The following is a 17483-nucleotide window of genomic DNA, read 5'->3' on the forward strand; positions in this document are numbered from 1 at the left end:
AGATCAGAAAGATATCTATTGGAGTGATGTCATGCGTGCTGGGATATACACTTGTGCTGTCACCGGCGGCAATGGCAGCAGGTGCCGCAGCAAACGCCAATGGCAGCAGCTCAATTGAGAGTAAAGCAGCATCTGGAAATATTGATTATGAGATGCTGGGATATACAAAAAATAAGAAATACAATTTTCAGGACTTAAAATTTGATCCGGAAAATCTGTCAAAAAACAATACTACGACAGAAGCTAACTTTAAGCTGTATGGAAAACATAATATTGCAGCTTCAACAGCAAACTGGAAAATAAACCTTCAGATTGATGAGAGGCTTGCAAAATATATAACTAGAATTGAGGTTGAGCCTAAGAGACTTGTGGAAGGAAGTGCAAGTTCACAAAGAATTGTTTTTCAAAGAAAAAACGATACACTAGGGAGAAGCAAAAATATATGGGTCGCTAATTATATTCGGGCAAGCGAGGGAATCTTTGCAGGAGGAGAAACGACAGATACACAAACGGCATATAATGGTAAAATCTATTTTGAAAAACCGGTAAAGGAAATCCTCGCGGACATAGGAGATGATAAATTAAGCAGTGACAAGCTGTTTTATAGGATTTATCTGACAAGTAAGAAAGATAAGGATAAAATTGTGCCGGGAATTGATTCGACTGGTTTTTTCAAGGTACAGGGTATTGATAAAGACAATATTGAAGATGCAGTATCTGCCGGCAACGATTGGTTCAAACATGCATCGGTGGAGGGCAGATATGAAAAGGATCCAGTTATTGGAAGTTCGAATGGCGCAATCGTTGTAGATTATAAAATTTCAAAGAATACGAATTTGAGCTATACGATAAGTGCAAAAAATAAACCATGGAATTTAAAATATTCTGTTGATCCAAGACTTGTAAAGTATATCGATGGGATAGAGCTATATAAAATGAAAGATGCCACTGAAGTAGCACCGGATTTTTCTTTTAGCGGTAAAGGTAATAAAAAAGTTGTAGATTTATCTATAGACAGAAGACCTGAAAATGTCAAATATGGTACAGGATTTTTCACGGATAGTAATCTTACAGATTATGTTGCATTTGCAGAGGGCTCTCCGAGGCCGGTAATTATACGATATGTATATAAGCTTAACAAGCCAATGGATCAAATTTTGGAAGAACTGAGAAATGAAGCTGGAGTAAGTGAGGGCGCACCTTTCGGAGATGACTTTGTTTTCCATGCATGGCTTACAGATCAAACTGTAAATGCGTTAATTCCAAATACGCATGGTGTTGGCTTTTACAGAGTTCAAGATATTGATGGTGACGGAAAGACTGACGACGAAGAGGTAAATAGCGATCAAAGCCCTTATATTGGGATACCAAAGATTAAGGCGCCTTATAATGGAGACACAAAAGTAAAAGCGTCTGTTTTATTAAATGAAAATGCAGGAAAAGGAAATAAAGCACAGCTTATTAACAAAAATGGAGAAATAATAGCTACTATAAATAATCTAAATGCAGAAGAAAACGGTGTACCTAAGACAATAGTAAAAGAATTAGAGTTTAATGTAAATGATCCAAGTAAGCTAGGTAAAGCCGGCGATGAGGTTATAGTTCGTATCATTCCTTCAGATCCGAGATATACAAAGGGAGAAGAAGCAAAAGCAACAGTAAAAGAGTCTCCTAAAGCAGTTCAGGAAGCGATAGAAATTGCTAAAGATACGGATTTAACAGACGATAGTACTATTGCGAAATCAGGAATTGCAAACGCAGCCAAAATGCCGGAAGGGACAAAATATTCTTGGAAAACAACACCAAATACAGATGAGATTGGAGAAAAAACAGGAGTTGTATCGGTAACTGTGCCGGACAGAGATGAGCCTTTTGAGGTGACTGTTCCTGTAAAAGTGGTACAAGGTTTTGAAGTGACTGTTACGAATCCTCCAAAACAGATTGAAGGACAGGAGGTAGCGCCTAATACAAAAGTAATTGAGGCAAATGAAGATGGTTTTACTGTTTCAGGAGTACATGACGAAGGAAATAATTCGGGATTGACAATTGATGAAAAGGGAGATTTATCAGGAATGCCTGCTGGGCTTTTATGGGGAGATAAAGACTCAAACACTTATGAAGAGCAGAATATTACACTTCATGCAATTGTAACATCAGAAGATGGTACATCCATAAAAAACGTAGAAGTTACTGTCACAGTGCAAAGGGATACGGATGGAGACGGAACTCCTGATATCATAGATGATGACGATGACGGAGATGGTTTTTCGGATACAGAAGAGATAGAAAAAGGAACGGATCCAAAAGATCCAAATTCTAAGCCCGGGGAAGACCAGACAGATGCGCAGAAGTATACGGCAACAGGAGGTATATTGAACAAAGACTATGGAGATATTGCGATGGAAGCAGAAGTTCTTGGGAAAGTAACAACGGATGCGCCAGATGAAAAAATAAAATCCAAGATTGTTATAGGAGATATCCCGGCAAGTGGGAAAAATCAGGCAGTTGATGTCGTTGTAACCTATGCAGATAATACGACGGATACAGTAAAAGTAATCGTTACCTATGGAGACGCCAAAGATATTTATGATCCGGCAGGGAAAGATATTACGGTGGAAATTGGAGAACCTGCAAATGCGGAAGAAGGGATTGGAAATAAAGATCAGCTCCCGGAAAATACAGACTATACGTGGAAACAGCCAATTGATACTAATAGTGTCGGAAATCAGACGGGAATTATTGTAGTGACTTATCCAGATGGAAGTAAAGAGGAGGTAAAGATTCCGGTTATTGTAGTGAAGCCAAAAGAGGAAAATCCTGTCAACGATAATCAGAAAAGTCAAACATCAAGTGACAACAGCCAGAATGGTAAAAAATCAGGAACAGACGATTCAAATAGTGGAAAAACGAAGACAAGTTCCTCAAATAGCGGAAAGGCGGCTGCAAATGCACCAAAAACAGGAGATACAGCAAATGCATGGGGATTAGGAGTTGCTATCTTAGGTTCGGCAGGTGTGATCCTTAGAAGGAAATTCAGGAAGAAACAGTTTTGACATTATAGGAAGAGAGGCTCATTTTGAGCCCTCTTTCTTTTTCAAGTCATTTCGTTAGTTTCATTTTCGGCGTGAAGATTCCAGCAGACCACAGTACTTATCTGTCAAAGTCGTGATCCATCCTTCTTTTGTCCTTGGAAAATGAAACAGTGTGACAGGCCACATATGGTGCAGGATAATATCTTTTTCTATGTCGTTTAGAGAAAAAAACTTCCGGGCATGTTTATAAGCAGTCTTAGGATGGGTAAGTCCATGGAGACGATTCCCTGTCTTTTGGGCGTGCGTGTGCCAGTCATAGAGGAACAGATCGTGCAGCATTCCTGCACGGGCCGCAGAGACGGCATCCAAGTGCATAAAACGGCACCACTGGTAATTATAGAAGGCCACGTGGAGACAATGCTGATAACAGTTTGTTTTTCCGTGATGAGGATAGAGCTTCATCCGCAGTACGACGGGATGTTCCGCAATATCTTTTATGCAGGCATAGAAATCTTCGCCCCAGTCTCTTTTCAGATTTTCATGTTTTTGTACAGCTTCTCTGTGCAGATTTGTAAGTAGTTTATTATGCAGTCTTATCATTTTACAGAAGTTCCCATCTTTTTTATATAATGTTTTTCAGAGATACGGTGCAGAAGCAGGCAAAATAAAGTTGTGAAGATACCGTATAAGAATAAATACAGACGAAAATGTCCGCTGTGCAGTCCGTATAAATAAAAATAAGGAGGCAGCATAAATTTCACCGGTTTTAATCCTGGTACAGACGTAAATATCGGACAGAGAGCGGCGGACAGTAATAAAAGCAGCGGAATACACGTACCGAGTACGGAAATATTGCTTATGGTCTGACTTAGTATACTACAAAAACCTGAAACTGCAAAGATAAGCAGCAGTATTAGAAGAAGCTCAGTCTGCCAGTTGGTAAATGTACCGGACAGGAAAAGTCCCGCATAAGCCATAAGTCCCCCCAGAACAGTTCCTGAAAGAATATAGATCCAGTCATACAGAGGCTTTAAGTCATACCTTACCCAGGAAAAAGTGCCGGCTTTTTTGTCCTTCAGCAGATACAGAGAGGAAGAAAGGCCGGTGAGAAATACGAACAGAGCCAGCAGACCTCTTAAGGGGGAGGTCAGATAGCTGTTGTTTTCTAGAGGGAGAGGATCACTCCCTTCCTTATAGGAAAACCGGAAGATGGATTCGTCCACATGCATTTCTTCATAAAAACCATCCAGCATTTTTGTGACATAGCCCTGCTCCAAGCGAGAAAAATATGGCTGTTCCAGGGTAAACTGTTCGGCTATGATCTTTGACAGATGCGGATATAATACTGTATAGAATTGTTCTCTGGCAAGTTTGAGTTGTATCGTATCCTCGTTGGTGATAAAAGAGATAAGGTGACCGTGGTAAGGCAGACTGTGTTTCTTGCCGGAGACATAGTTCGTTATTTGTTTTGTCAGATCTGCCGGGATCAGGTAACCTGCGTCTGCCTGCGCATAAGCGACTTTACTGCGCAGCTCGTTTTCTGTGTCACAGGGAACATACTCTATGACGCCGTCTAGCTCCAGCAGTTCATCTGTGATCTGTTCTCCCAGCGGATCTTCAGATTTTTCTGTATATACCGCGATTTTGACAATATGCGCTTCCTCCTTTGCAAGGAGTGTAAGGCTGATAGCCAAAAGCGGAGCAAGTAAAAGGACTGCCAGGAAAGAAGGTTTTTTCAATAATCTTTTGGTAAGCAGAAGGTACCATAACCATAATTTTTTCATTGTAGTATATGCCTCATATCTATTGTTTCTATGTCAGGTTCAAACAAGACGGCGTTTGCGGACCGCCCAGGCGGACAACAAAAACAGAATTGTCCAGATACATAAAAATACAGGAAGCCATCCTGGACTTTCCCCGGTCAGAACTCGCTGCATATATTCCATGGACATGCCGGTAGGTAAGAAGCCCGCCAGTTTCTGTAAGCTTTCCGGAAAGAAAGATAATGGATAAAAGCAGCCGGAAATATAGCCCAGAGACAATGTACAGCAAAAGGTCAGGATGACGGCGCTGATCAAACTGCGGACAAGAGAAGACAGCAGATAAAGCAGACCGGCAGTGACCGGGATCAGCAGACCGAAAGCCAAAAAGATTTTTATATAGGCCTGTAAAGGTTCATCCACAAGTTCAGGCAGCGTGATCCCTGCGATTTTTATTACTCCTGCAAATAGTGTAAGCGCCGCAAGATAATGCAGAAGCAGGAGGAAGCAGCAGGCCGCATATTCGGAAAGAATCTGGGGGAAACTGCCGTAACCACGGATAGAAAGCAAGCGGCACAGAGAAAAATCACTGCGCACAAAAAGGTGGCACCCGGCAATGCCGATAAAAAGAAAAAAGAGCAGCAGAAAAGAACAAAAATAATAACCTTGTGTGGAAATTGCGGTATGAGAATCTGGCGTATCAATGTGATACAGCTGCGCCCTGGGCAGAACGAAATTGAAATAGCGGATATTCATATCGTATACTGCCTCATCCAGTCCTGCCGTCATACCTTCCTGCTCGGCAAAATGCTGAAAAGCATAAATACCAGACTGGGTTTCGGTCAAGAGAACGGAGACAGTATCGGCCAGTTCTCTTGCTAGGAGGATACTGATACCAGGTTGTGAGAAATCCGTCACAAAAGTTACCTTTTCATTGTATCCATACATAACAGATTGGATAAAATCTTCGGGTATGAGAAGATAGCCCTGAATCTCCTGTCGTTCCAGCGCTTTTTGTGCTTCTGCTTCTTCCATATCTACCAGCGCGCATGTGAAACGGGAAGAGTCCATCTCCTGCATAAGGGATACGCCAAGTCCGATAGCCGGGTCCTCTTTGTCTCCTACAAGGGCAAGTGTAATTTTCTGCCTCTGTTCTGAAGCAGAGGCAGAAGAAATCTGTATATAGGCAAGGGCGGCGAGTGCCCCGGCAAGTATGATCGTTGTAAGTATGATAGCCGGAAAAGCTTTACATACCCGTTTGATCTGCAGAGTAAAATATTTCATATCAGGTATCTCCCTTAGGTATCCGTTATCCTGTGCCGCAGAAAGTATCTATTATAATTTCCCCGCCAGATGATGGTAATTGCCGTCATATGTATAGGGGATAAGAGAACCTTGTTTTAGGATATATAAAGCATCACATAGAGGAAGTTCCTGGATATCATGTGTGGTCAGTAGTACAATCCCCCCCTGGCGTTTAAACTCCAGAAGATAATTGGCAATCCGTTCTTTACAGATGAGGTCCAATGCGGCAGAGGGTTCATCCAGTAAAAGAACTTTCGGATGATGCGCCACGGCGCAGCCAATGCTTAAACGTTTTTTCATTCCGCCGGACATACGTGATACAGGCACTTTTAGAAAATCAGGAATTCCAAGCATGGCAAGAACACCGTTTTCCAGTTCCTGCTTGAGTTCTTTCCGGCTGCGATACCACAGCCGGAGATTATCCAGCGCATGTAATTCTTCTAGAAGCGGTATGCCCTGCGGCACATACCCGACTATGGAAGCACGCGCTTTTCGGTTTTGGAAAAGGTCAATGCCGTTATAAAGAAATTCTCCGCTCTTGCCGGGCAACGTCCCGGCAAGAATGGAGAAAAAAGTGGATTTGCCACAGCCATTTTCTCCCAGGATACCAACACAGGTTCCCCGGTCCACACATAAAGAGATATTGTGAAGGACTGTTTTTTTTCCGTAATTTTTTGACAGATGGTTGATTTGTATCATACTGCTGCACCCGGTTCTTTAATACATTTCTTCAAGCATAAGGGAAAGAAATTCATTTTTCTTACAATTTTCTTCCAGAGCATAAAGATCCATGGAATCCTCATAGTCATACATATCCTCGTAGTCCATGACATTATATAATTCACTGCTGTCCGGTATCTTAGGTGTATAGTCAGAATCGTTTGTATATGTCATATGGATAGAGCCCAGAGAAACATCGTTGCTGAGAATAGAAAATGTACACTCTCCGCCATCTGCATTAGATGCGACAGCGACCTCAAGTCCATATCCGTAAAGATCGGAAGACATATCACTGCTCACTGCCAGGGTACCGTTGAAATAGCCATCTTCTGCAGATTTAAGGTCATAGTTGGAAAGAGTGAATTCCCCTATAGTTTCACCATAAGATTCCAGTGTAAAGGTTCCGTCGGCAAGGCCCTTTTTGATAGAGCCATTGCCTTCTAAGAGAACATAGTCTCCATATTCACTGGCAGGATCTCCAAAAGATAGAACACAGGCAAATTTATCTTTTTCTCGGGTAGTCTGATAATTGAAAACTTCCATAGTTTCTTCGAAATTAGAGACAGTCAGAGTTCTTCCGATGATCGCACCGTTTTTATCTACCCAGACGTCCATTTCGGCTTCTGCTTCATCCAAAGCGCCGTATTCTTCAATCTCTATTATAGCGTTATCGAGGCTTTCTATAAAAGAGTCGTAATACGCTTCTCCATCATAATAGTCGTCATCATAATAGTCGTCATCATAATAGTCGTCATCATAATAGTCATCATAATAATAGTCGTCATCATAATAGTCATCATAATAATAGTCGTCATCATAATAACTGTTGTCATAATACCCGTTACTCATCATGCTGCAGTCTCCCAGCCACACGATATAATCTTTTAGATCCTCGTCTTTTTGTGCTGTTTCCAGAATGTCTACAAACAGATCCTGCAGCTGGCTATCGTCCATTGTAACCGTCAGATGAGTGGTTTTCTGTGCTATACCGTCTACTTTCAATTCATCTGTTTCGCGTTCTACATCTTCTACATAGTCCAGCATGGTCTTGGCATATTTACTGAAAATAGGAGACAGATTAGCAGTATCCGGGATGTCGGTCAGAATGGATAAAGATCCCAGAGAGGCCTCCGAATAGGCTTCCTCATCTATCCAGAGGTATCCGGAAGAAATCTCCGGGATCTGGATATAAGCTTCTTCATATTCAGAGTCTATCACGGTATTGGCGCTGACGATACGGTCTTTGCCGGAATAGAGTGCTGCCTCTGCACCCATCAGATCATCCGTCTGTCCATAATTCACCTGAAGTTCCAGCTCGTTGAGCCCGTTTGTAATCATCTCTGCATCATAATTTCCTATACCTAGAAGCGCGATCCCTGCGTCGTCTATATCTACGCCCATAGTGATAGAAGAAGAATCGCTTTTGTTGGAAGCTGTTTTTTCAAGTATTGCCGCATTTTTATCAATATATGCCGTTTCAACGGCTTTATAATAGTCGACGGGATCAGTAAATCTGGCTTTGAACGCGTTCGTCTTTGTCATGGCGAATGCGCCGACAGAGACGATCAAAACCGCGCCGGCAACGACACAAGGAATAATGATCTTTTTCTTGCTGCCAGGCTTTTTAGGAGAGGGGGCGGCTGTCTGCTGTGAAGCCGTCTGTTTTTGCTCCGGAATAGGAGTACCGCAGCGGGGACAAAATTTTACTCCTTCCGTTAATTGTGTACCGCAATTTTTACAAAACATTCCTTTTTCCTCCTTATAAACATTTCTCTTTTTATAATTATATATGAAAAGAAAAATCTGTTCAATGTAAAAAAGGGTGATGGAGCTAATATTTTCCCGCTATGCGAACAGTTCTGTTCAATTTGTCGAACGCACCTGACACTAACTGCTAAAATCAGCCTGTTTTTGTATGCTATGCTAAGAAAAAATTTAAATAGAGGTGAGTATAATGGAAAGACAGATTCCAAAAAACGTGCGGCAGATCGGAAATGTCAGTGACAGCCCCAAAATCTATGTGGAAGATTATGTGGACACATTTTTTACACAGATATGTGACAAGGCAGAAGAGGGGCCTGTGGGGGCGTTTCTTATAGGAGATATGCAAAAGACAGAAGAGGATGAATATGTATACATATATGGAGCGATCCGTATGCACGATCTGAAACTTTCGGGCAAAGATTATGTGATAGATGAGGATACATGGAAGAAAGCATACGAGGACTGCAAGCAGTATTTTGAAGACGGCGAAATGCTTGGATGGTTTGTGGCTCATGCGGGCGTACCTTTGACGCCGGAGCACAGCACGATCAAACTACATAAAAAGTCATTCCCAAAGAAAAACACGGTCTTTATCATGAAAGATCCGATTGAAAAGGACGAGATTTATTATGTACATAAACTAAACGATCTGCTGGAGATTGGCGGACATTATACTTATTACGAGAAAAACCCCTGCATGCAGAACTATATGATCTCTGCAAGAAAGAAAAATGGGGTGTGTCCCTCGGAAACTGTTGAAGATAGAGCTGCAAAGGACTTTCGTAGTATGGTTAGAAACAGGGAAGAAAGCCAACAGCAGAAAAAAGCAAATCGTCTGATCTATGCGGTAAGTGCATGTCTGCTTTTGGTCGTGATCATCATGGGAGTCACCATGGTCAATAATTTTGACAAAATGAAATCTGTGCAGACGACACTAAAGCATCTGACAGATACAGCGGCAACAGATACAAATTCTATGGAGATACAGGAAACGAGCGGCACTGTGACTGCTGTCACAGAAGAAACAGAACAGAAAGAAACACAGCAGAAAGAAACACAGCAGGAAGAAGCACTGCAAGATATAGGACAAGCCGGCGGTGTGCAGGAAGGAGCGGAGGATACAGAAGAAGCAAAAGCACAGTCCGGGGAAAATGGCGGCGATGGAGTCTATGTGGTAGAAGAAGGAGATACACTGGCGATCATCAGTAAGAAGATGTATGGCGATGTGGACCATGTGGAGGCAATATGTAAAATGAACGGGATAACAGACGGAAATCTGATTTACGTAGGACAAAAATTGCTATTACCCTAAAATGATGTTATAATCGTGGAGAAAAGATGAAAGATAGAAATTAAGGGGAATTATATGGCGCAAAAGAAAAAACCATATCTGCAGGCAGTAAAGTCTCCGGATATGGAGGCGGTCAAAAAAAGAGAGAAGAAGCATCGTATAGAAAAGATGAAGAAGATCATCGTGGTAGTCGGACTGCTTATTCTTGCCATGATCGGGACTTTCCTATTGCTGAAAAATAAATCGTATCAGACTGCAAGAACAGCGGCAGAGTATACGCAGGAGACTTCTGACAGCAATCGCTATGCGGTATTTAAAGACAGTATCATTCGCTATAACAGAGATGGAGTCGTACTGCTGGATCATAAAAATGAGGAACAGTGGATACAGCCTGCTCAGTTTCAAAGCCCTGCAGTCGATATAAATGGGGAAACTTTTGCAGTGGCAGATATCGGCGGAAATACGATCCAGGTCTTTACACAAAAAGGTTTAAAAGGCGAGATAGAGACAAACCTTCCGATTGAAAAGATGACCGTGTCAGAGCAGGGAATCGTGGGTGTACTTTTAAAAAATGAGAATACACCGATGATCATGGCGTATGACGCAACAGGAAATATTTTGGTAGAGCATCAGGTGACCGCAGGAAATGCCGGGTATCCTACGGCGCTTGAAATCTCAGATGACGGAATGTTGCTGGCAGTTTCTTATTTGTGTGTAAATGGTACAGCTATGCAATCCAGGGTCGTATATTATAATTTTGGGGAAACCGGAAAAGCAAAAGCAGATAATGAGGTCAGTGAAGAAGAATATGCGGATTCAGTCATAGGAGAAATCTTTTTTATGGGAGAAAGCCGGTCGGTTGTAATCGGCGATCATTTTTTTACAATTTATGAAGGCACGGATATTCCGAAAAAGAAGAAGGAAATCGAAATCACACAAGAAATAAAAAGTGTATTTCATACGGATAAATACGTAGGATTTATCCTTTTAAACAAGGAAAAGTCCGGCTATGAAGTCCGGCTGTACGATAAAGACGGAAAACAGGTGATGAACCGTGGATTTACGGGAGAGTACAGCAAAGTAAAAATGGACGGTGACGAGGTGATCCTGTATGAAGGCTCAAAATGCTGTATCATCACAGCTACGGGGATCATAAAGTTTCAAGGAGATCTAAAAGTGGATGCACAGGAAATCTCACATGCGTGGGGAATAAATAGATACTATGTGATGAGCGCGAACGGACTGCGCGTAATATACTTGACAAAATAGGAGAACATATGGATAATTGGCTGTTGATCATTGTCGGAGTTATTTTTTTAGTGAGTATAGTGGCAGGATATATCCGTGGGGCTTTAAAGATCGGATTGTCTTTGATTTCTACTATCCTTACAATTGTCATCGTGATATTCTTGTCACCTTATGTGGCTGATGTGCTTCAGAAATATACGCCTGCGGATGAGATACTTGAAGAAAAGGTGGTAGAAGCATTTATGCCGGAAATCTCAGCAGAACAATTAAGCGATATGGAGTTAAGCGGTACGCCGCTGGAAGGATTGCAATCTGACGAGATTCAGAAATTAAATGAACTGGATTGGGACATGCTGGGGATAACTCCACAGGATATTTTAGGTGTTATTGGCGAAATTCCGAAGGACGTACAGATTCAGGAGATTGAAAAAGCGCCTATTCCGCAGTTTTTAAAAAATGCATTGATAGAAAATAATAATGCTGCTATTTATGAGGAACTAGGAGTGGATACCTTTCCAGAATATGCGGCGGCGTATATATCCAGGCTGGCAATGCGTATTGTATCGTTTCTTGTGACGTTTATATTAGCGATCATTATAGTAAAAGCACTGATGGTTGCAGTGCATATCATTGGAGAACTGCCGGTGATCGGCTTTTTTAATCATCTGGGCGGAGCTGTGCTCGGAATATTTATCGCGCTTGTTATCGTATGGCTTGGTTTTCTGGTGATCACTGTCTGCTATTCCACCGCGGCGGGAGCGGCATGTTTTGAAATGATCGAAAAGAGCCCGATCCTTACATTTTTGTACGAAAAGAATATTTTGCTCAGTAAATTACTTTCGTTTTAGTAAACAGCACGCGATAAAAACAGATAAAAAATTATGCCGAAAAATTAGCGGCGGGATATTGACAAATCTTCCGGTTGTATGCTATTCTATTGAAGTTGAAAAAATCAGTCACACGGGGGATTAGCTCAGTTGGGAGAGCGCCTGCCTTGCAAGCAGGAGGTCACGAGTTCGAATCTCGTATTCTCCATTAAAAAAATAGGACAAATTCTGAAGACAGAGATAAAAAGAGACCGCTTTTGTAAGCAGGTCTTTTTTTGTTGTATGGAGTTCTATCTATATATGTTGTAAATACAGTTCTGCTTCTCTATAATAGAAAGCAGATACAGAGAGATTTCTATTGAATAAGCAGACCATGGAAGGAGAAACGTATATGGATGGAAAAATAAGAGCGGAAATTGTAAATGGAGAATCCATACTTGGGATAGAATTTGGTTCGACCAGGATCAAAGGAGTACTGATCAATGGGGAGAACATGCCTATTGCATCTGGGAGTTACGAGTGGCAGAACCGGTTTGAAAATGAGATCTGGACTTATCATATAGAAGATGTATGGACAGGGCTCCAAAGCTGCTATCAGGATCTGTGCAGGAATGTTGAAGAAGAATATGGCGTAGAACTCTCACAGATAAAAGCTATCGGGATCAGCGGGATGATGCATGGATACATGGCGTTTGACAAGACTGGCAGGCTGCTGGTGCCATTCCGTACTTGGCGCAATACGATGACGGGACAGGCAGCAGAGGAACTAACAGAACTGTTTAGCTATAATATTCCGCAGAGATGGAGTATTGCACATTTGTATCAGGCGATCTTAAATGAGGAACCCCATGTAAAGGATATTGCTTATCTAACGACTTTGGCAGGATATGTACATTGGAAACTGACGGGAGAACAAGTTTTAGGCATTGGAGAAGCATCGGGGATGTTTCCTGTGGACACAGTGAAAAAACAATTTCACACGGAAATGTTGGACAAGTTCGATGAAAAGATCGCAGACAAGAAGTATCCTTGGACGATTCGGCAGATACTGCCGAAGGTGCTGCTAGCCGGCGAAGAGGCGGGAGCCTTGACGGCTAAAGGGGCCGCGCTTCTGGATCCTTCCGGAAGACTGAAAGCAGGGATCCCTATGTGCCCGCCGGAATCAGATGCCGGAACGGGAATGACTGCGACGAACAGCGTAGCGAAATGTACAGGGAATGTGTCAGCGGGAACATCTATTTTTGCTATGATCGTATTGGAAAAAGAGCTGGATGGCGTGTATCCGGAGTTGGACATGGTGACAACGCCTGCCGGAGAATTGGTGGCGATGGTACACTGTAATAATTGTACTTCCGATATTAACGGATGGGCGAAGCTTTTCCGTGAATTTACCGAGGCAGTGGGGGCAAAGGTAGACATGGATACACTCTATACCACGCTTTTTGCGAAAGCCTTAGAAGGAGAAGCGGATGGCGGCGGGCTCTTATCTTACTGCTATTTATCCGGGGAGCATATCACAGGCTTTGACAAAGGGTGTCCTTTATTTGTGAGAACGCCAAAGAGCCATTTTAACCTGGCTAATTTTATGCGTGTCAATCTTATGACGACACTAGGCGCCATCCGGATGGGGATGGATATCCTATATGAGAAGGAAAATATAAGAATAGACAAGATATACGGACACGGCGGATTTTTTAAAACGCCGGAGGTCGGACAGCGGCTTCTCGCGGCGGCTGTCAAAGCGCCGGTGTCTGTTATGGAAACAGCAGGAGAAGGCGGCGCCTGGGGAATTGCCCTGTTGGCAGCTTATCGGATGAGACGTGGAGAAGAGGAGACCTTGGAGACATTTTTGCGTGACAGGGTATATCATACAGCAAAAGAAAATACATGCGATCCGACAGAAAAGGATGTCGTAGGGTTCGAGAAATTTATGCGGCAGTATAAAAACGGACTGGCGGTTGAAAGAGCGGCGGTAGAGAATCTTTTATAAATATAGGAGAATTTTTCTAAACTAAAAACACTCTTACATGCAGACACTAAAAGTGCCGGCACAATTATTTTATACAGAAAGGGTGGTTTTTATGTCGGAGAAAAATTTGGCGATAGCGACAGTTCCCGTGCAGGAATGGGGAGATTTATATCTAGACCGGGAAGCTTTAAAAAAGGGAACGATCTTTAAAGCGTTAGATAAACCGTTTTTTGCCGCGGAGGAAATGACAGAAGGGGCAGAACAAGAAGCGGCAGAAGGAGAGAAGTTGGATCCTCGGCAGACAGAACAAGAAGAAATGTTGGGAAAGATTCAGGAACTCAGTTTTGTATTGGATGATCTGACTTTATATCTGGATACACACGAACAGGATACGGCGGCATTACAAATGTTTCTAAAAAAGACCGGTGAAAGAAAAGAACTTTTGCAGAAGTTTGCGGAAATATGCGGACCATTGACAAGAGACTGCTGTTCAGAAGACAAAGAAACAGAATATTTTGGTTGGCAAAGACTGCCAATGCCGTGGGAAGGGGGATGTACTTTATGTGGTATTATGAAAAAAGACTCCAGTTTCCTGTAAAGATCACAAAGACATGTCCCAAGACGGCACAGCTTATTATCAGTCAGTACGGCGGATCGGATGGGGAATTGTCGGCGTCCATGCGATATTTGGCGCAGCGGTATTCGATGCCGGTCAAAGAAGTCGGAGGGCTGCTGACAGATATAGGTACGGAAGAATTGGCGCATATGGAAATGATCTGTGCCATGGTGTACCAGCTTACAAAAAATCTGACTATAGAAGAAGCAAAGACGGCAGGGTTTGACGCATATTATATAGACCATACCAGTGGATTGTGGCCACAGGCTGCGTCATCGCTGCCCTTTTCGGCGACGGAATTCCAGTCTAAAGGCGATGCGGTCACAGATCTGACAGAAGATCTGGCGGCAGAGCAAAAAGCCCGTACAGTATATGATAATCTTCTTAGGATGATAACCGATCCGGAGGTCAGAGAACCATTGAAATTCCTGCGGACAAGAGAGATCGTTCATTTTCAGCGCTTTGGAGAAGCACTGGAAAAGGTAAAAGAAAAATTGGACAGTCAGAATTATTATTATTTTAATCCAGAATTTGATAAGACACTTTTTCGAAAATAAAACGAGTTGTGTTTTTATTTTACGCGGAAGCCCGGCGAGATTGTAAATGTCTCGCCGGTTTTTCTTTTTAATCTCATTATTTTAGCTTCAATTGCGCGAATATTTCTTTTTCTTCATATAAATATATGATAAAATAATCATAAACTTATAAAAAAATTTCAACATGCAGATAAACAATATGAAAAACAAGGCAAAAAGAAAAATGTTCCGCAAAAGAGCTAAAAAGGATAGGGAGATTTATAGATATGACGGTTATGCTGCTGCGGCTGCGATCCTTTTGGTATCCGGCGTAATTCTTCTCGTGTGCGCGGCTTGCAATGACAGAATGGCACAGTGGTATTCCACGCATGTCTATTTTTTTCTGGTATCTTTCCTGGGAAGGGTGTCCGCTCTGTTCCCATTTTCTATGGCGGAAATTTTGCTGTACATACTTCTTGCGCTTCTGTTTATATCTACTGTTCATATGATGGGAAGGATGCTGACCGGAGGGAAAAAAGGAGTCCTTTTTTATAGGTGGTTTTCCAGGGTATTTTTAGCAGCAGGCATCCTTTTATTTCTCTATGTGACCTGCTGTGGGATCAATTACCACAGAGGATCTTTTTCAGATGAGGCGGGAATCGATATCAGAGAATATAGTACAGAAGAATTGGAGGAAGTCTGCCTCTGGCTTACGAAGGAGGTCAATATAAGAGCGGATAAAGTTCCAAGAGATACAGAAGGGAGATTGCAGTTAGAAGCTGAAGAAAAAAAGTCCACTGCTCTAAGAGCAGCAGAGAAAGAATCTGTAAAGGCTATGAAAAATCTAAGCGGCACATTTTCCTGTCTCCGGGGATATTATCCGCGCCCTAAAGGACTGCTCGTTTCGGAGATACTCTCTTATCAAGGACTGACAGGAATGTATATACCGTTTACTATAGAAGCCGGTTATAATGCGGACATGCCGGCATACAACATACCGTTTACACTCTGTCATGAGCTTTCTCATCTGCGTGGATTTATGCAGGAACAGGAGGCAAACTTTATCGCGTTTCTTGCCTGTACAGAGTCACAGGATATGGTGTTTCAATACAGCGGGTATCTGTCTGGGTGGCTGTATTGTATGAATACACTATATGAGGTATCTCCGCAGAAGTGGCAGGAAGTGCGAGGGGAACTGGCAGAGGATGCAGAAGCGGATCTGGCAGCAAACAATATATTTTGGAATACATATGACGGGACAGTCGCAGAAGTAGCGAACAAAGTAAATGATACCTATTTGAAAGTGAACGGACAGGCAGAAGGAGTATACAGTTATGACAGAATGGCAGATTTGATCGTGGCATATTTTTATGAAAGGCTGTAACTTTTACAGGAGATGAAGGGTATTTTATATGAAAGGACTGGTACAGGAAAGATATAAAATAGATACAGAAAAGGCGCTTTTAGAATATGGAGACATGGTATACCGTATCGCTGTGCTTCAGATGAAGAATAAAAGTGAGGCGGAGGATGTTTTCCAAGAGGTGTTTCTGCGGCTTGTAAAATATAAGAATCGCATTGAAAACGAAGAACATTTAAAGGCATGGCTTATCCGTGTTACGATAAACTGCTGTAAGAAACAGTTTGACAATGCATACAGAAGAAAAACGGTGCCTTTTGTATCAGAGCCGGGGAAAGAGATGTCTTATGAGATGGAAACGAAAGAGCACAGTGTATATGAGGCTGTGCAGGCGCTTCCTGCAGACTACAAGAATGTCATACATTTATTTTATTACGAAGAATATACGGTGAAACAGATCGGTGAGGTACTGAATGTGTCAGAGTCATTAGTAAAGACAAGACTTTCCCGTGCCAGGGCGAAGCTAAGAGAAGTACTGAAAGGAGAATTCGGACATGCAGGAGCAATATAAAAGTGCAAATGATAAAATTCACGCTCCCCAGGAACTTCTAGAGAAGACGAGAAAGCAGATGCGAAAAGAAAAGAGCAAAAGAAAGGTATTCTATATCGTCAGAAACGGTGCCGCTGTGGCTTGTCTGTGCCTGGCGATTTTGGGAACTTGGCGATTTGCGGCAAGAGACAAGGTATACGTAGAAGAGATACAGGTCGCCTCTGCGCAATGGAATATTGAAAGAAATCTGGGGAAAACGGACACAGACAAAACAGGAGAAAACGCAAAAGACAGTGAAAAAACGGAGGAAAATATAGAACTTCACACAGGGGAAGAAAAGGATATCGCTCCGCGGGAATTGTGGGATATCAAGCCCAGCAAAGTAAATGGCTGTGAAGTGCATATCGGCAAAACAGGAGAGTCAAAATGGTTTGCGGCGTATAAAAAGGAAGGAAAGTATTGTTATTTAAAGGGAGAAGATATTTCGTATGAAGATTTTTTGGCATATTTGAAAAAACGGCTGTAA

General features: G+C 42.3%; 15 protein-coding genes and 1 tRNA gene. 11 read left to right on the forward strand and 5 right to left on the reverse strand.

Going from position 1 to position 17483, the window contains the following annotated elements:
- The first annotated feature begins 71 nt into the window (after positions 1-71).
- On the forward strand, positions 72-3053 hold the full coding sequence (locus tag WKT01_RS04830; RefSeq protein WP_340311551.1) for a Rib/alpha-like domain-containing protein: 2982 nt from the start codon (positions 72-74) through the stop codon (positions 3051-3053).
- 60 nt (positions 3054-3113) lie between these two features.
- Here WKT01_RS04830 and WKT01_RS04835 read toward each other — a convergent pair whose 3' ends face one another.
- From WKT01_RS04835 to WKT01_RS04855, 5 genes are read right to left on the reverse strand one after another with little or no spacing between them, the layout of a single operon-like run.
- Entirely contained in the window at positions 3114-3632 is a 519-nt protein-coding gene (locus tag WKT01_RS04835) for an HD domain-containing protein (protein WP_117974595.1), read from the reverse strand.
- Entirely contained in the window at positions 3629-4816 is a 1188-nt protein-coding gene (locus WKT01_RS04840) for an ABC transporter permease (protein ID WP_117974594.1), read from the reverse strand. Before WKT01_RS04840 ends, WKT01_RS04835 begins: the two co-directional genes overlap by 4 nt.
- Before the next feature lie 39 nt (positions 4817-4855).
- Entirely contained in the window at positions 4856-6076 is a 1221-nt protein-coding gene (locus WKT01_RS04845; RefSeq protein WP_117974592.1) for an ABC transporter permease, read from the reverse strand.
- A gap of 51 nt (positions 6077-6127) precedes the next feature.
- Complete coding sequence (locus WKT01_RS04850; protein WP_059067208.1) at positions 6128-6796, reverse strand: ABC transporter ATP-binding protein; 669 nt, start codon at positions 6794-6796, stop codon at positions 6128-6130.
- 18 nt (positions 6797-6814) lie between these two features.
- Positions 6815-8563 (reverse strand): zinc ribbon domain-containing protein, encoded by a 1749-nt coding sequence (locus tag WKT01_RS04855; protein ID WP_340311552.1) that lies wholly within the window; start codon positions 8561-8563, stop codon positions 6815-6817.
- A gap of 208 nt (positions 8564-8771) precedes the next feature.
- On the opposite strand from WKT01_RS04855, the gene WKT01_RS04860 reads away from it, so the two are divergent.
- The 10 genes from WKT01_RS04860 to WKT01_RS04905 all read left to right on the forward strand — a co-directional run bounded on the left by WKT01_RS04860 (position 8772) and on the right by WKT01_RS04905 (position 17483).
- Positions 8772-9893, forward strand: a complete 1122-nt coding sequence (locus WKT01_RS04860) for a LysM peptidoglycan-binding domain-containing protein (RefSeq protein WP_340311553.1) — start codon at positions 8772-8774, stop codon at positions 9891-9893.
- Between the two features lie 54 nt (positions 9894-9947).
- Positions 9948-11141 carry a DUF5711 family protein gene (locus WKT01_RS04865; RefSeq protein ID WP_059067215.1) on the forward strand — a complete coding sequence of 398 codons (1194 nt, stop codon included), beginning with the start codon at positions 9948-9950 and terminating at the stop codon, positions 11139-11141.
- A gap of 8 nt (positions 11142-11149) precedes the next feature.
- Positions 11150-11968, forward strand: coding sequence for a CvpA family protein (locus WKT01_RS04870; RefSeq protein ID WP_059067217.1), 819 nt, complete (start codon positions 11150-11152; stop codon positions 11966-11968).
- A 114-nt stretch (positions 11969-12082) separates the two neighbouring features.
- Positions 12083-12155 (forward strand) — tRNA-Ala (locus tag WKT01_RS04875).
- A gap of 183 nt (positions 12156-12338) precedes the next feature.
- Positions 12339-13937, forward strand: a complete 1599-nt coding sequence (locus tag WKT01_RS04880; protein WP_117974585.1) for a xylulokinase — start codon at positions 12339-12341, stop codon at positions 13935-13937.
- Between the two features lie 91 nt (positions 13938-14028).
- Entirely contained in the window at positions 14029-14514 is a 486-nt protein-coding gene (locus WKT01_RS04885; protein WP_162858217.1) for a spore coat protein CotJB, read from the forward strand.
- Positions 14478-15089 (forward strand): manganese catalase family protein, encoded by a 612-nt coding sequence (locus tag WKT01_RS04890; RefSeq protein ID WP_340311554.1) that lies wholly within the window; start codon positions 14478-14480, stop codon positions 15087-15089. The genes WKT01_RS04885 and WKT01_RS04890 overlap by 37 nt, the downstream gene beginning before the upstream one ends.
- A 178-nt stretch (positions 15090-15267) precedes the next feature.
- Positions 15268-16431, forward strand: coding sequence for a DUF3810 domain-containing protein (locus WKT01_RS04895; RefSeq protein ID WP_340311555.1), 1164 nt, complete (start codon positions 15268-15270; stop codon positions 16429-16431).
- 28 nt (positions 16432-16459) lie between these two features.
- Positions 16460-16978 carry an RNA polymerase sigma factor gene (locus WKT01_RS04900; protein ID WP_059067222.1) on the forward strand — a complete coding sequence of 173 codons (519 nt, stop codon included), beginning with the start codon at positions 16460-16462 and terminating at the stop codon, positions 16976-16978.
- Positions 16962-17483 carry a hypothetical protein gene (locus WKT01_RS04905; RefSeq protein WP_117974583.1) on the forward strand — a complete coding sequence of 174 codons (522 nt, stop codon included), beginning with the start codon at positions 16962-16964 and terminating at the stop codon, positions 17481-17483. Before WKT01_RS04900 ends, WKT01_RS04905 begins: the two co-directional genes overlap by 17 nt.

Source organism: Mediterraneibacter sp. ICN-202921 (assembly GCF_037890075.1).
Classification (GTDB): domain Bacteria; phylum Bacillota; class Clostridia; order Lachnospirales; family Lachnospiraceae; genus Mediterraneibacter; species Mediterraneibacter massiliensis.

Coding starts and splice junctions, on each gene's coding strand:
- WKT01_RS04830 (WP_340311551.1), top strand. CDS start 72: ATGGCAGCAGGTGCCGCAGCAAACGCCAATGGCAGCAGCTCAATTGAG.
- WKT01_RS04835 (WP_117974595.1), bottom strand. CDS start 3,632: ATGATAAGACTGCATAATAAACTACTTACAAATCTGCACAGAGAAGCT.
- WKT01_RS04840 (WP_117974594.1), bottom strand. CDS start 4,816: ATGAAAAAATTATGGTTATGGTACCTTCTGCTTACCAAAAGATTATTG.
- WKT01_RS04845 (WP_117974592.1), bottom strand. CDS start 6,076: ATGAAATATTTTACTCTGCAGATCAAACGGGTATGTAAAGCTTTTCCG.
- WKT01_RS04850 (WP_059067208.1), bottom strand. CDS start 6,796: ATGATACAAATCAACCATCTGTCAAAAAATTACGGAAAAAAAACAGTC.
- WKT01_RS04855 (WP_340311552.1), bottom strand. CDS start 8,563: ATGTTTTGTAAAAATTGCGGTACACAATTAACGGAAGGAGTAAAATTT.
- WKT01_RS04860 (WP_340311553.1), top strand. CDS start 8,772: ATGGAAAGACAGATTCCAAAAAACGTGCGGCAGATCGGAAATGTCAGT.
- WKT01_RS04865 (WP_059067215.1), top strand. CDS start 9,948: ATGGCGCAAAAGAAAAAACCATATCTGCAGGCAGTAAAGTCTCCGGAT.
- WKT01_RS04870 (WP_059067217.1), top strand. CDS start 11,150: ATGGATAATTGGCTGTTGATCATTGTCGGAGTTATTTTTTTAGTGAGT.
- WKT01_RS04880 (WP_117974585.1), top strand. CDS start 12,339: ATGGATGGAAAAATAAGAGCGGAAATTGTAAATGGAGAATCCATACTT.
- WKT01_RS04885 (WP_162858217.1), top strand. CDS start 14,029: ATGTCGGAGAAAAATTTGGCGATAGCGACAGTTCCCGTGCAGGAATGG.
- WKT01_RS04890 (WP_340311554.1), top strand. CDS start 14,478: ATGTGGTATTATGAAAAAAGACTCCAGTTTCCTGTAAAGATCACAAAG.
- WKT01_RS04895 (WP_340311555.1), top strand. CDS start 15,268: ATGAAAAACAAGGCAAAAAGAAAAATGTTCCGCAAAAGAGCTAAAAAG.
- WKT01_RS04900 (WP_059067222.1), top strand. CDS start 16,460: ATGAAAGGACTGGTACAGGAAAGATATAAAATAGATACAGAAAAGGCG.
- WKT01_RS04905 (WP_117974583.1), top strand. CDS start 16,962: ATGCAGGAGCAATATAAAAGTGCAAATGATAAAATTCACGCTCCCCAG.